The sequence below is a fragment of the Enterococcus sp. AZ126 genome, assembly GCF_051714545.1.
Taxonomy (GTDB): domain Bacteria; phylum Bacillota; class Bacilli; order Lactobacillales; family Enterococcaceae; genus Enterococcus_L.
The window spans coordinates 1541610-1556759 of record NZ_JBIOSB010000001.1 but is presented as its reverse complement, the minus strand read 5'-3'; the positions used below and the strand labels follow the sequence as shown (position 1 = coordinate 1556759).

At 36.1% G+C, this 15150-nt stretch carries 14 protein-coding genes and 1 other annotated feature; of the genes, 8 read left to right on the top strand and 6 right to left on the bottom strand.

The features are described from left to right. Window positions 1–111: 111 nt before the first annotated feature. From IGI43_RS07545 to IGI43_RS07535, 3 genes are all read left to right on the top strand, one after another. The gene (locus IGI43_RS07545) at window positions 112–765 is read left to right on the top strand and encodes a redox-sensing transcriptional repressor Rex (protein ID WP_438757196.1); all 654 of its coding nucleotides are present in this window, start codon (window positions 112–114) and stop codon (window positions 763–765) included. 149 nt (window positions 766–914) lie between these two features. Then, the gene (gene tpx, locus IGI43_RS07540) at window positions 915–1406 is read left to right on the top strand and encodes a thiol peroxidase (protein WP_438757195.1); all 492 of its coding nucleotides are present in this window, start codon (window positions 915–917) and stop codon (window positions 1404–1406) included. A gap of 42 nt (window positions 1407–1448) precedes the next feature. After that, window positions 1449–1668, top strand: a binding site (T-box leader). 82 nt (window positions 1669–1750) lie between these two features. Further along, a complete protein-coding gene (locus IGI43_RS07535; RefSeq protein ID WP_438757194.1) occupies window positions 1751–4396 on the top strand; it encodes a valine--tRNA ligase in 2646 nt (881 codons plus the stop codon). A gap of 143 nt (window positions 4397–4539) precedes the next feature. Here IGI43_RS07535 and IGI43_RS07530 read toward each other — a convergent pair whose 3' ends face one another. Next, window positions 4540–5136 carry a TVP38/TMEM64 family protein gene (locus tag IGI43_RS07530; protein WP_438757193.1) on the bottom strand — a complete coding sequence of 199 codons (597 nt, stop codon included), beginning with the start codon at window positions 5134–5136 and terminating at the stop codon, window positions 4540–4542. 21 nt (window positions 5137–5157) lie between these two features. Then, window positions 5158–7725, bottom strand: coding sequence for a YfhO family protein (locus tag IGI43_RS07525; protein WP_438757192.1), 2568 nt, complete (start codon window positions 7723–7725; stop codon window positions 5158–5160). 334 nt (window positions 7726–8059) lie between these two features. Between IGI43_RS07525 and IGI43_RS07520 the strand changes: the two genes are divergently transcribed. From IGI43_RS07520 to IGI43_RS07505, 4 genes are all read left to right on the top strand, one after another. After that, the gene (locus tag IGI43_RS07520; protein ID WP_438757191.1) at window positions 8060–9379 is read left to right on the top strand and encodes a bifunctional folylpolyglutamate synthase/dihydrofolate synthase; all 1320 of its coding nucleotides are present in this window, start codon (window positions 8060–8062) and stop codon (window positions 9377–9379) included. Between the two features lie 112 nt (window positions 9380–9491). Beyond that, entirely contained in the window at window positions 9492–10151 is a 660-nt protein-coding gene (locus IGI43_RS07515; RefSeq protein ID WP_438757190.1) for an HAD family hydrolase, read from the top strand. Window positions 10152–10237: 86 nt separating this feature from the next. Then, window positions 10238–10906, top strand: a complete 669-nt coding sequence (gene radC, locus IGI43_RS07510) for a RadC family protein (RefSeq protein WP_438758829.1) — start codon at window positions 10238–10240, stop codon at window positions 10904–10906. 148 nt (window positions 10907–11054) lie between these two features. Then, on the top strand, window positions 11055–11255 hold the full coding sequence (locus tag IGI43_RS07505; protein WP_010760372.1) for a cold-shock protein: 201 nt from the start codon (window positions 11055–11057) through the stop codon (window positions 11253–11255). A 312-nt stretch (window positions 11256–11567) separates the two neighbouring features. Here the strand turns inward: IGI43_RS07505 and IGI43_RS07500 are convergent, their stop codons facing one another. After that, complete coding sequence (locus IGI43_RS07500) at window positions 11568–11717, bottom strand: hypothetical protein (protein WP_010760373.1); 150 nt, start codon at window positions 11715–11717, stop codon at window positions 11568–11570. A 175-nt stretch (window positions 11718–11892) separates the two neighbouring features. On the opposite strand from IGI43_RS07500, the gene IGI43_RS07495 reads away from it, so the two are divergent. After that, window positions 11893–12342, top strand: coding sequence for a universal stress protein (locus IGI43_RS07495; RefSeq protein ID WP_438757189.1), 450 nt, complete (start codon window positions 11893–11895; stop codon window positions 12340–12342). A gap of 52 nt (window positions 12343–12394) precedes the next feature. Here the strand turns inward: IGI43_RS07495 and rnjA are convergent, their stop codons facing one another. The 3 genes from rnjA to IGI43_RS07480 all read right to left on the bottom strand — a co-directional run bounded on the left by rnjA (window position 12395) and on the right by IGI43_RS07480 (window position 14956). Further along, complete coding sequence (rnjA, locus tag IGI43_RS07490; RefSeq protein ID WP_438757188.1) at window positions 12395–14065, bottom strand: ribonuclease J1; 1671 nt, start codon at window positions 14063–14065, stop codon at window positions 12395–12397. A 1-nt stretch (window position 14066) separates the two neighbouring features. After that, window positions 14067–14279: a DNA-directed RNA polymerase subunit epsilon gene (locus IGI43_RS07485; protein ID WP_438757187.1), complete on the bottom strand. Its 213-nt coding sequence runs from the start codon at window positions 14277–14279 to the stop codon at window positions 14067–14069. A gap of 284 nt (window positions 14280–14563) precedes the next feature. Next, the gene (locus IGI43_RS07480) at window positions 14564–14956 is read right to left on the bottom strand and encodes a YbaN family protein (RefSeq protein ID WP_438757186.1); all 393 of its coding nucleotides are present in this window, start codon (window positions 14954–14956) and stop codon (window positions 14564–14566) included. Window positions 14957–15150: the final 194 nt, after the last annotated feature.

Below are 15150 nucleotides of genomic sequence, written 5' to 3'. Positions count from 1 at the left end.
TTTTGATGAGTTTTTTCTAATGCCTGCTACATTTTTCACAAACAAGTTGCTCATGATCCTTGAGCATGCTAAACTATATATATGTGAAATGAGTAACAAGGAGGTTGGAAAATGAAAGAATTACATAAAGAAAAAACAATGCCTAAAGCTACAGCTAAGCGACTGCCACTGTACTTACGTTATTTAAAAATGCTAGGAGATTCAGGTGTTACACGGATTAAATCCAGAGAATTTAGTGACGTTGTTCAAGTCCCACCGGCAACGATTCGTCGCGATTTTTCCCATTTAGGTGAACTAGGACGCAGCGGTTATGGATATGATGTGTCTTATTTGATCGACGTTTTCAGCCAAATTTTAAACACGCAAGAAGAAAAGCGGATTGCATTGATCGGTTGTGGTAATTTAGGCAAGGCGTTGGTTAAAAATAATTTTCGGAGAAATGAGAATTTGAATATTGTTTGCGCATTTGATACGGAACAAGCACTTGTAGGCTTATCGGTTGATGATATCATGATCCAGCCGATGGAAAGCTTGGCAGAAGAAGTCGAAAAGACCGGTGTAACGGTTGCGATTTCCACTGTACCTAGTCAATTTGCGCAAGAAGCAATCAATAAAATCGTTGATGCTGGTATTACAGCGATTCTGAATTTTGCCCCAGATAGGGTAACGGTACCCAAAAACGTGAATGTTCAATACATTGATTTAACGACAGAGCTACAAACGTTGATTTATTTTGATGAAACTTTTTCGAATAAAAAAATATAGAAAGCAAGAATTTTGTCATCTGCTCCTCCTTCCTCTATACTAAATAGAGAGAAGAGGTTAAATTGTAGTGTTTTACGAGCTGGGAATCCGTTGTGTGTTATCTAGCTGCGTGAGTCTACTACACGTTTAAATTAGAGGAGGAATAAGAAATGAAAGTAACAAAAAAAGGCGAAGAAGTAGAAATCATCGGTGTACAACCTGAAGTAGGCGTAAAAGCGCCAGATTTTTCATTAAAAAACTTAAGTGATGAAGTAATAAAGTTATCAGATTTTACTGGTACGCCAGTCTTAATCAGTGTTGTACCTGATATTGATACTCGAATCTGTTCATTGCAAACGAAGCGTTTTAACCAAGAAGCTGGGAAAGTTGAAGGCGTAAAATTCATTACGATTTCGAATAACACAAAAGAAGAACAAGAAAATTGGTGTGCAGCTGAGGGTGTTGACATGGAAATTCTACATGATACAGAAGGAACATTTGGACAAGCGTATGGCTTATTCATTCCTGCGATGGGACGTCTAGCTCGTAGTATTTTTGTGATCAACAAAGAAGGCAAGATTGCGTATGAAGTAATCTCTACAGAAATTTCGGAAGAACCAGACTATGCTGCGGCTTTAGAACAGGCAAAAACAGCTCGCTAATTTTTTGAAATTGACTTCTATTCAACTTCAATGTAAAATAAACCAAAGACCATGATCAAGAGGAGTACTACTGGTATCGTTCTAGAGAGAAAATCACTTGGTGGAAGATTTTCACATAACCAGTAAGAAGGTAGCTTGGGAGTCAATGATTTGAATGGAGTAGAATGATTCGAGTAGTGATCGTTACCTCACGAATGAGCGGTGTTTGGAGAGCCAGACACAATTTAGGTGGTACCGCGTATAACGTATATACGCCCTAAAATACGAGAGTATTTTAGGGCTTTTTGTATGTTCATCACAGATTATGAACCAATGCCAATCCAGTATAGAAAGAAGGAATCTACATGTCAGAAGAAAAAAATCTACCGACCAAATATCAACCCACAGAAGTAGAGCAAGGTCGCTATCAAAAATGGTTAGACCAAGATCTATTCAAACCAAACGGCAATAAAGAAGCCAAACCGTACTCAATCGTTATCCCGCCACCAAACGTTACGGGTAAACTCCATTTAGGTCATGCCTGGGATACGACGCTACAAGATATGATCATCCGCCAAAAAAGAATGCAAGGCTTTGACACATTATGGCTTCCAGGAATGGATCACGCAGGTATCGCAACACAAGCAAAAGTAGAAGAAAAATTAGCAGAACAGGATATTTCCCGGTACGATTTAGGCCGCGAAAAGTTTGTCGAACAAGTCTGGGATTGGAAAGAAGAATATGCCTCTCATATCCGCGAACAATGGGCGAAAATGGGGCTATCTTTAGATTATAGTCGTGAACGTTTTACTTTAGACAAAGGGTTGTCTGAAGCTGTTCGCAAAGTCTTCGTTTCTTTATACGAAAAAGACCTGATTTATCGGGGCGAATACATCATTAACTGGGATCCAAAAGCAAAAACGGCCTTATCTGATATCGAAGTTATCCACAAAGATATTGAAGGTGCATTTTACCATATGAGTTATCCACTAACTGATGGAACTGGCGTTGTGGAAATCGCAACGACTCGTCCTGAAACAATGTTAGGAGATACAGCAATCGCGGTTCATCCAGATGATGAACGTTACCAAGCATTGATTGGAAAAACAGTTACATTACCATTGATAGACAAAGAAATCCCGATTATTTCCGATGAATATGTAGATATGGAATTTGGAACAGGTGTAGTAAAAATCACGCCAGCTCATGATCCAAATGACTTTGAAGTTGGTAATCGTCACGATTTACCTCGTGTAAACGTGATGAATGAAGATGGATCTATGAATGATTTAGCAGGAAAATATGCTGGCATGGATCGTTTCGCTGCACGTAAACTAATCGTATCTGATTTAAAAGAAATGGGTCACCTGATTAAAATCGAAACAATGAATCATAGTGTTGGTCATTCAGAACGTACAGGTGTTGTCGTTGAACCTCGTTTGTCTACACAGTGGTTCGTAAAAATGGCACCACTCGCTGAAAAAGCCATCAAAAATCAAGAAACAGACGATGCGGTAGAATTTTATCCACCACGTTTTAACCAAACGTTCTTACGCTGGATGGAAAATGTCCACGATTGGGTCATCTCACGTCAATTATGGTGGGGGCACCAAATTCCAGCATGGTATCATAAAGAAACAGGCGAAATGTATGTTGGCATGGAAGCGCCAGCTGACGCAGAAAATTGGACACAAGATTCAGACGTATTGGATACATGGTTCAGTTCAGCATTATGGCCATTTTCAACAATGGGCTGGCCAGATGAAGAAGCAGCTGATTATCAGCGTTATTTCCCAACAAGTACATTAGTAACAGGTTACGATATTATCTTTTTCTGGGTTAGCCGTATGATGTTCCAAAGTTTAGAATTTACCGGACAAGCGCCGTTTAAAAATGTTTTGATGCATGGATTGATCAGAGCAGAAGATGGACGTAAAATGAGTAAATCGCTAGGAAACGGAATCGATCCAATGGAAGTCATCGATAAATATGGGGCCGATGCATTACGCTGGTTTATGTCAAATGGTTCATCACCAGGGCAAGATATGCGTTTTAGTTATGAAAAAATGGATGCATCTTGGAACTTTATCAATAAAATCTGGAATGCCAGCCGTTTTGTGATCATGAATGTTGAAGGGATGTCTTATGAAGATATTGACTTTAGTGGAGAGAAGACCGTCGCAGATCGCTGGATCTTAACGCGTCTAAATGAAACAGTTGCTCGTGTTACTGACTTATTTGACCGCTTTGAATTTGGTGAAGCAGGCCGCCAGTTGTATAACTTTATCTGGGATGATTTTTGTGATTGGTATATCGAAATGAGTAAAGAGATCCTTTACGGAGAAGATGAATCTGCAAAACAAACAACACGCAGTATTTTGGTGCATACACTAGACCAAATTTTACGTCTATTGCACCCGATCATGCCATTTGTGACAGAAGAAATCTGGGAAAATATTCCGCATGAAGGTATCTCTCTAGTTGTTGCAGAGTATCCTGTAGCTCACGAAGAATTTTCGGATGAAACAGCTGCTCGTGGTATGGAGGTTTTAAAAGAAGTGATTCGTGCGGTGCGTAATATTCGTGCAGAAGTGAATACACCACTGTCCAAACCAATCACATTATTAATCAAAACAAGTGATGAAGCAGTTGATAAATTCTTGATTGAAAACACAAATTACATCGAGCGTTTCTGTAATCCAGACGAGTTGACGATCGCAAGTGATATTACTGCGCCAGAATTAGCGATGTCAGCCGTTCTAACTGGAGCTGAGCTGTACTTGCCATTAGCTGGTTTGATCAATGTGGAAGAAGAAATTGCCCGTTTAGAAAAAGAATTAGATAAATGGACACAAGAAGTCAAACGTGTTCAAGGAAAATTAGCGAATGAACGTTTCGTTTCAAATGCGCCGGATGACGTTGTGGCAGCTGAAAAAGCGAAAGAAAAAGATTATTTAGAGAAACAAGTGGTTGTGAAAGAACGAATTGCACAACTTCGTACAGTAAATTAATGATAAAAAGAGTAAGACGATCATCAGAAATAATCTGATGATCGTCTCACTCTTTTTTTAAATAGAATAAATCAAACTAAATTAGGTTTTTATTATAGTCTATTGAAAGAGATAATTATTGATAAAGTGGATTGTTTTTTTCTTTACTGACCAATCAAGAAATGGTTAAAAAAGAATAACAGTATATACCCGTATGTCGCAACGGACCAAAATTTAAAGAGTAGTAAAATCTTCATATATTCCTTAAACGGTAAATCAGCTAAGCCTGCAACTAAGCACGATAAATCATCTGGTGCAAAAGGTATCAACAGCGTAACGATCATCAATTTTTTAATACCTTTTTCAGGACGGTCTAACATCTTTTCAAATGATAGGTATTTTTTTTTCGAAAGAATAAGCTGAGCAAAAGGCTTTCCGTAGTACCGCGCTAACCAATAAACAATGATATCACCAATCATCAATCCAATATAACTATAAAGTAAACCAGGAAGGCTGCCAAACATTAACATACCAACAACTGTGGAAATACCTCCAGGAAGAATTGGTACAATGACTTGTATCATCTGTAAAAAGATAAAAATCAACACTGCATACTCACCAAATTGTTTCATAAAGTTCTGTAAAGAATGAACCGAATGGAAAATCCCTTTATAATAGCCGTATACCACTATACCAGTAAAACAAATAATTCCTATAATAGGTAGGAAGTAAATGATCCGATGTAGAATTTTTTTCCCCATGGCTGTCGTTTCCCCTCATAATCACTTAATAATTTTTTTCTTAACTCTTTTTAATAGTTGATAAAATAATACGCTGAAAAGAACAAAAACGCTAATAAAAACGCCCACAAGGAAATTTTGTTGTCGATAGTGCATAGTAATTTGATGTTTTCCAGAAGTTAATTCGATTCCTGTGAAATTCCCTAAAATCGATTGAGCTTTAACTTTTTTACCATCAACCGTGATTAACCAGTTCTTATCATAAGGAACGGCTAAGTAAAGTAATGAACGGTCTGGATCTGTTACAGTGATTTCTCCGGTCAATGTTCCAGAGACTTCTTCTTCAAGTTGGAACGCTTGAGCCTGTTGTTTGGTGATTAATGTATCAAAAGTTTCTTGTTGCAGGGTTTTTAATTCGATTACTCTTTCCTCAAGCTCTTTTTCAGATTCAAGTTGTAATTGAACGACGTCATCTTTTTTAAAGTAGCCAAGATTAAATACTTGATTTGTTGCAATATAGACAGCAGGCTGGATTTTTTCTCCATTTACTTTAAAGGAGGTAATCTTTTTCCAATTAATTTCTGGTGCGTAAAGATAAAGTTCACCATCCGCTGTTGTTTTTGTTGTAAGAGTATACTGATTATCACCTTGGGCAGACCAGGTTATGTTTTGTGTGTCTTGAAAATAATCTTGTTCATTTTTTTGAATCTGTTGTAAAATCATTTCTTGATTTTTTAAAGGTTGATTTTTCGCTAATGTTAAGTTAGCAAAATCTTGTAGAACTAAAAAGCCCATCCCAATTGCTTCAGAATTTTCATAGATATTTGTGGATGGATCGCTGGAATGATTTTCTTGATATGATTTTACTTCTGGCGTCAGTTGGTAGTTCACATTCAAAAGTAAATTGATAACTTTAGATTCATCTACATAGGCGATCCTACGGTCATTTTTCTGGTATAACCCTAAAGCCGTCAGCGTATCTTGTGTTTTAGCATCCAATGTAGAAGTATAACTTGAAACACCAGCGTAGCCATATAAAATTGGATTATTGTACCCATTATTTTTTTCGCTATAACCTGCAGCATTGGAATCAATCGTTTGTTTTATTCGGAATAAATTAGGTTGCTCCTTTTGTAAATCAGTAATAAGTCCCTCTTGAATTTTATAGGTTTGCGCAAACTTTTCTTGGTTTCCAAATGGAATATCTTTAAGGCTAATCCAAAAATTAAAGACTAATTCAGAACAGACCAGCAAAAACAAAACGGTACAAACGGTTTTTCTTTTTGAACCATGTGTTTTTTGAATCAACACAATTAAACCAAAAATCAACCAAATGCTAACAAGACTGATGATAAAATAATGATCAGATAAAAGAAATACTTTTTCCTTTGAAAATTTTAAAGAAATATAGCCGATAGTTAATAACCCAGAAAAAATAAGGGGAACAATAAGCCGTAATCTTGCGCCATGCTTCAATTTAAGAAAAGCTTCATATGCAAACTTTATCATCAAAAAGCTAAAGATAAATGTATTTCTATACGGAAACCCCGCGGGATTTTGAAACATATGCCAAATCGTATTCACTAATTCTAACCAGAAGCTAAGGAAAATAAATCCAACCAAAAAAGCTGCCCCTCGTTTTTCCTTCTTAGAAATAGCAGATAGCTGAAAATAAGCGATGAACAGTAAGACCATCAAAATACCAGAAAAAATCGTTGGTAAATGGTCCAAACGCCATTCAAAATTAACACTACCAATGCCGAGCTGTGAAAGAAAATTTAATCCAAATTTAGGTGTTGGTAAAAATGTTTGCCACTCAAAATTCGTTTTTTTGGTAGCTAACATTCCTTCTACAGCTGGAATCAAAATAAAACTCGTACTAATTCCCGTTAAAAAAGAAGTAACAAAAAACAAACGTCCTTCCTTGATAAACAGCCAAATCGATTTTTTTTCAGCAAATTCGGTCTTTTGATAATACCAATAAAGACTGTAACATACCGCAAAAATGCAAAGCATATACCCCATATAATAATTCGTTACGATAGATAAAAATAAGGCTGCTGAATAAAGCATATACTTCTTGTGATCCCATAACCGTTGAATTCCCAAGACAATTAAAGGCAGTAAAATCAGTGCATCCAGCCACATGAAATTCAAACAATAGACGGTAACAAAGCCACATAAGCTATAAGACGTTGAAAAAAGTAACGTGGAAAAGGTTGATTGCTGATACGTTTTTTGAAGATAATAAAACATCGAACTGCCCATTAGCGAAATTTTTAACGTAATGATCAATAATATAACAATTGGCAGCTGTTCATAAGGAAAAGCCAAGACTAAAGCATTAAAAGGGCTTAATAAATAATAGGCACTCAAGGGCAAAATAGTTCCGCCAAGCGCATCAGAAAAGGAATACAATGAATAAGTATCCCCTTGGAAAAACTGTTTAAAAGCACTTAAAAATGGCATATATTGCGTACCTAAATCACTCACCAGGAGATTATTATTTCCTAAAGGGGCTAATCCTAAAATCGACCAAAGTATGCTCAATAATAGGAAAGGAAGGAAGAAACTTCCACTGATTAATAAACTTTTTTTTATTTTTGACATATTTTATACTGCTCCTCTATTCTAATGATTTGTACCTGTTTTAGGATAAAGGTTCAATCAATCATACAAAATCAAACGAACTACCTGCAACAATAGTATTTTTGGAAACTAAATAGACCTAACAAAGACTTTAATAGCTTTCTTTCTAAGACTCTAGTCTATCATGGGAGTAGGTGTTGATGCAAAAAAATCTGCATTTCATTCATAAGGAGCTGCTTTTTTTATCAAAATTCTTTCTCTTTTATTGTAAAAGCAATCATTTCTAGAATTAATAAGGTTATTTAGTGAAAAGCACCTCAGCTTTCGATATAATAGGTAATGAGGAGTTGATAAGATGTCATTAGTGATAGAAGAAGCAATCGATTGGATCCATAGTCGGCTACTATTTGGTTCTAGACCTGGTCTTGACCGAGTGGAAACATTATTAAAAAAAGTCGACAATCCTGAAGAAAAAGTCCCAACGATCCACATAGCAGGTACAAATGGGAAAGGGTCTACTGTAACTTATTTACGTTGTATGTTAGAAGAATTAGGACTCAAGGTAGGAACGTTTACTTCTCCGTACATTGAGCACTTTAATGAACGAATTGCAATTAATGGACATGGAATTTCAGACGATCATATCATTCGATATGTGGAAAAATACCAAGAATTGATCAAAGAGATGGACCAAGAGTCTGAGAGTGCAGGTATTACCGAATTTGAAACATTGACTGTTATGGCGCTTGATTATTTTTTAGAGGAGCAAGTTGATATTGCCATTATTGAAGTTGGTCTTGGCGGCTTACTAGATAGTACCAATGTAGTAAAACCAATGCTGACTGCAATCACAACGATTGGAAAAGACCATACTGAAATTTTGGGTGATACACTTGAAGAAATTGCCTTTCAAAAAGCTGGGATCATTAAAGAGGGAATTCCTGTTGTGACTGGGAACATTGAGGAAGATGCATTTGTTGTGATCAATGAAGTCGCTGGCAAAAAACATAGTAGAGTCTATCGTTATGAGAAAGACTATAAAACAGAATATCGGCATCCAGATAAAAATTGGGGTGAAATCTTTGATTTTTATGGTGAGGCGGGCAAGTTGCCTAAGGTCAAAGTTTCACTATTAGGTCGTCATCAAGTAGAAAATGCGGCCGTTGCTATTCAGTTATTCTACCTTTATTGTGAAACATTACAAATCAATTATACTGACAGAGATATTTATCAAGGTTTAGCTAAAGCAAAATGGCCTGCTCGAATGGAAAAAATCAGTGATGAACCATTGATCATTTTAGATGGGGCACATAATGATCATGCTGTGCGTCGTCTGGCCGAAAATTTAAAAAAAGAATTTCCCGATCGAGAGATCCATATTTTATTTTCAGCATTAGCATCAAAAAATATTGATCAGATGATTGCGCTATTAAGGAAAGTACCAAATGTTCATTTATATTTGACTACCTTTGATTATCCAAGAGCAATCGAATTGAACAAAATGGAACATTTTGAAGATGAGAAAACCGAGATCGTTTCATTGTGGCAATTTGGCTTAGGTGAGATATTAGAAAAAATGTCTGCGGATGATTTAATGTTAGTAACAGGCTCACTTTATTTTGTTTCGCAAGTACGTGAATTATTGCTGAATCTAGGATCTGGCGATGAGGGTTAGTCTTTTAGAAAAAAGACAAAAAATAATTGTGGTAAAGAACACCACATTTATTTTTTCTATTTTCTTGTTGAGACTGAACGAGCCCGCTTCGCTTTTAAATTAGGAGGAAATCATGAAAAAAATCGATGGTGTAATTTTTGATATGGACGGTTTATTATTTGATACGGAGCTTATTTATTATCAATCAACGCAAAAAATAGCAGATAAGATGGGTTTTCCATATAGTAAAGAAATCTATTTAGAATATGTCGGTGTGTCAGATGAAGAGGTGCAAGAAAATTATCATCGAATCTATCAGGATTTTGGGAAAGAAAGAGTGGATGAGTTTATTCAGCGCTCTTATGACGATACCTATCAAGTCTTTGAATCAGGTGAAGTCCCTTTAAAAGAAGGTGTTCTGGAGTTACTTGATTTTCTTGATCAACAAGAAATACCAAGGCTTGTTGCTTCAAGCAATGTCAGACCAGCAATTGAATTATTATTGGAGGGAGCAGGGATCAAGGAACGCTTTTCAGGAATTGTTTCAGCAGAAGATGTGACTCGAGCAAAACCAGACCCGGAAATTTTCCGAAAAGCCTTAGATAACCTTGGGACCAAGGCTGAGCATACCTTGATCTTTGAAGATTCGTTTCATGGTGTAACAGCAGCAGATGCGGCTGGAATCCCAGTGATCATGGTGCCAGATTTATTGGCGCCAACAGATGAAGTCAAAGAAAAAACGTTAGAAATCTTTGAAAGTTTAATCCAAGTGCCAGCATATTTTAAAAAATAGAATTATCACTCCTTTGCGTATCTTTTAATAGAAGTGCATAAAGGAGTGATTTTTTGATTAAAGAAGAAAAGTTATTTATAAGAGAAATGCCAGAAGATTGCTTACCTCGTGAGCGGTTAGAAGTTGTCGGGGAAAAAGCATTATCAAATCAAGAACTATTAGCAATTTTATTAAGAACTGGTTCAAAAAATACAAATGTGATGGAGGTAGCTTCAAAGTTTTTAAATTATTTCAATCATTTACATGAATTAAAAAATGCTACATTAATTGAAATGATGGAGATTAAAGGAATTGGTCGAATCAAGGCTATTGAGTTAAGGGCAGCAATTGAATTTGGTTATCGAATCCAACAAAGTACTCAACTCAAGTTAGGAAAAGTTTCTTCCAGTTATCAAATTGCCCAACATTTGATCTATGAATTACAGGATTTTCAACAAGAACATTTAATCTGTTTATATTTAAATACTAAAAATGAAGTGATCAAGCAAGAGACAGTTTTTAAAGGATCGCTGAATCAATCTGTTGCTCATCCAAGAGAAGTCTTCCGCAGTGCTGTTAAGTGTTCTGCCGCGAGCTTGATCCTTGCCCATAATCATCCATCCGGCAATCCGACGCCATCAGAAAGTGATATTCTATTTACGAAAAGAATGCAGGAATGCGGAAAAATGATGGGAATCGAAGTATTGGATCATATCATCATAGGTGAACAAGTATACATCAGTATGAGAGAAGAGAATTTTTTTGCTTCAGACTAACTAGATTTCTTGCAAAAATAAGGGTTCACATGTACAATGTTAGTGTAATCTTGTTTGGGACAATATAGAAGTTTTAATTTTAAAACCCTCTATCGTACACGGGCAATGTTACAATATTTAGTGCTTAAGCACGAGGAGGAACAAAAGAATGGAACAAGGAACAGTAAAATGGTTTAACGCAGAAAAAGGATTTGGATTTATCTCTCGTGAAGACGGTAGCGATGTATTCGTACATTTCTCAGCGATTCAAGGTGAAGGATTCAAAACGATCGAAGAAGGTCAATCAGTAAGCTTCGACGTTGAAGATTCAGATCGTGGACCTCAAGCAGTTAATGTTGTAAAAAACTAATTCATCCATTCCAAAACACCTAGCAAATTTGCTAGGTGTTTTTTTGAGCCTAATGACTGTACTCGTTGAGAAAAACTTAGAAATTTTTAACTAGAGCATATACTAATAAAAAGGCTACAAGGGTATGTTAGGATCGTTAGCTATATTCGGTTTATGATCTCAAGTATTCAAAATAATGGCTCACATAGAAACACAGATACAACATACGATTAAAAGTTAAGGAAACAAAAAAGGCATCCAAGTGATGTAACATTCACTGGACGCCTTTAAATCGTATTAGAACTTGAATCGTTCATTTAGGTTGATAACTCCTTAAATAGATTTTTTCAATTCTTTTACTGCTTGTGTAATCGTGATACCATAAGCGATATTTGCTTGGTTATTTGCATCGATAGCCATAAACAAATTTCTCTTTGTATCAAGTGCTACACGGTATTTTAATACTTTATTACCAAATGTCATATTGATTCTCCTCTCTTATATCTTATGAAAGGCGACGATATCTGATAACGAAATTCCATGATTACTATAACATGGCTACTTCGAAGTGTAAAGTAGAAATTTCTTATTCAGCAGTATTTTTGTTGAAATCCCTTTCAAGTAGTATAATAAAAGGAATAAGAAGGAGGTTTTTAGCATGGGAGAATCCTATAAAAATATTTTAGTAGCTGTTGATGGTTCAGATCAGTCAGAAAAAGCATTTCAAGAAGCGATAAAAATTGCTAAACGAAATGGTGCAACGTTACACATTTTATCTGTGATTGAAGAAATGGGCAATTATTTTGGTGAGCTGACGATGTCAATGGGAACGCTGATGGAAGATCTTCGCGCCAGAGAAGAAGAAGAGATGAAAAAACGAGAGTCAAAAGCCCTTGAACAAGGAGTATTACAAGTTTTCACATACGTCATGTATGGCTATCCCAAAACATTGATTGCTGATTTTACAGAGTCAAAAGATTCTATTGACTTGATTGTAATTGGTCGGACGGGTCTAAATGGGTTTGAAAGATTGATGGTCGGATCAACAACTTCTTACGTTGTTAATCATACGAAAGCCAATGTTTTAGTTGTGAATAATGAAGTATAGAAATCAAAAAAACAACTGACTGTTTAAAGAAGTCAGTTGTTTTTTTTTAAACTCACGAAGTCATGATCATTGGTAAAATCATTGGATGACGTTCTGTTTTTTCAAATAGGAATGGTTGCAATGCAGCTGAAATTGCATCACATATTTTCGCTTCCGTACAATTTTCATCACGTAATGCTTCACGGATTGCATTGAACAATAAACGCTGTCCTTCATGGATCATTTCACCGGATTCTCTCATATAAACAAATCCGCGAGATAGAATATCTGGACCAGCTAAAATTTCCTTATTTTTAATGTCTACGGTAGCAACAGCCAAAACTAAACCTTCTTCAGAAAGAATTCGGCGGTCACGCAAGACAACATTACCGATATCTCCTACGCCGTTACCATCTACATAAACATCATTGGCATTAAAGTGTCCAGCTAAACGTGCATCATCAGCAGTTAAAGCTAACACATCACCATTTTCCATGATGAAACAATTGGACGCAGGTACACCGACATCTTGTGCTAGCGATGCATGGATTTTTAACATTCTAAATTCACCATGAACAGGCACAAAATATTTAGGCTTCATTAAGCTCAACATTAATTTTTGTTCTTCTTGGCCACCATGACCTGAAGTATGGATGTTATTAATCTTGCCATGGATAACTTCAGCACCAGCTTCTGAAAGTAGATTAATCAGACGATTGACACTTGTTGTGTTTCCTGGAATTGGTGAGCTTGAAAAAATCACTGTATCACCAGGTTGAACTGAAATCTGGCGGTGCGTTCCGTTGGCAATACGACTTAAAGCAGCCATAGGTTCACCTTGAGAACCCGTACATAAAATCATTGTTTCCCCAGCAGGAAGTTGATTCAATTCACTAGCCTCAACAAATGTTCCTTTTGGGACATTGATATAACCCAAATGTTCACCATTTACAATAGCATTCTCCATACTACGGCCAAACACTGCGATTTTACGTCCTGTTGCGACAGCTGCATCAGCAGCCTGTTGTAGACGAAAAATATTTGAAGCAAAACTGGCAAAGATAATTCTGCCTTCAATTTTTTCAAAAATCTTTAAAATAGAAGAGCCAATAGTCTTTTCTGATTTAGTAAAAGTTGGAATCTCAGCATTGGTACTGTCTGAAAGCAGACACAAGACCCCTTCTTCTCCTAATTTTGCCATGCGGTGCAAGTTAGCTGGTTCACCAACAGGCGTAAAGTCGAACTTGAAATCGCCTGTTGCAACGATATTTCCTGAGGGTGTCTTAACAACGACACCTAAAGCGTCTGGTATACTATGTGTTGTTCTAAAGAAGCTGATCGCTGTTTTGCGGAAGCGGATCACAGTATCTTCATTGATTTCATGAAGGTCAGCGTCTCGTAATAAACCATGTTCATCCAATTTATTGGTAATCAAAGCTAAAGCTAATGGTCCAGCATAAATCGGTATATTTGCCTGACGTAATAAATAAGGGACACCACCGATATGATCTTCATGACCGTGCGTGATGATCAAGGCTTTGACTTTGTGCAGATTTTGGACGATGTAGCTGTAATCTGGAATAACATAATCGATCCCAAGTAAATCATCTTCTGGAAACTTAATACCAGCATCAATAATGATTATTTCATCTTGAAATTGAACCCCATAAGTGTTCTTCCCGATTTCGCCCAAACCACCTATCGCAAAAACGCCGGTCTCATTGTTTTTTATATTTACTTTCATATTAAAACTCCGTTAAAGAGAATTCCGCGTGCTCTTGTTCGTAAGCAAGATGATTTTCATCAAGTTCTTGAATGTATTCGATGTTGTACGGGGTATTTTCTTCAACTTGCTGACGCACGATAACATCGCTTTGTGCCTCAACATAAATAGATTTTGTATCTTCCCTTTTGGGATTTCTTGTTTTCGTTTCTTGATAATAAACTTTATAAATCATAGTTTTTTCTCCTTTATCTGCCAAAGCAGTTAATTATTTATTTTTATATTTTCTTACTGTAATTTTTGAACACAACAAAACGAGGTGGTTGTCCACCTTAAAAACAATTGGCATCAAAAACATCTGTTGATGATGAAATGAAGCCTCGACTTTGCTTCATTTTACTTGTTTTATGGAATCTGTACTTTCTTTCAACCGTCCACTGTGTTGTATAACAATTAATGGTATTTTATCACAAAATAATGGATAAGTATAGAAACAGACTTGCGAGTTTAAACAAAACCTTATTCTTCATTTGCTTCCTTTAAAGATGTAAGGTTCTTTTTATTAAAATACAAATTTAGACCAACGAAGTGCAGCAAAAAGACGATTGCTAATGTAGCTGTCATGAACGGGTTACGGACCAGGATACATGGAAGCGCAAAAATTACGAACAACATTGAAAATAACTTAACTCGGCCAAGAGGGGTGATTTTTCTTTCTATAATAGATTCTTGAATATATTTTTGGTAATAGGCCGATTCAATAAATTTTGTATATAAATATTCAGAGCTACGCATCCAGAAAAAAGCGGTCAAAATATAAAAAATCGTTGTGGGTAAAATCGGCAAGAAAATCCCGATCGTTCCCAATCCAAATGTGAGACAACCTAAAGAAATATAAAGTAGTTTTTTCATTGATTCGATCCATCACTTTCCAGCTGAATTTTAGTACGAAAATTAAAGTAATCACTATTATACCATAGTAAAAAAGGCCCCGTTTATTATTCATGATAAAAGTGTGATATTTTCCTTTAAATATAATTTACCTAGCTATTAGTTTTATGCTATAGTGGGAGTACTGAGTCAAAAATTGGAATAGGAGATGATTG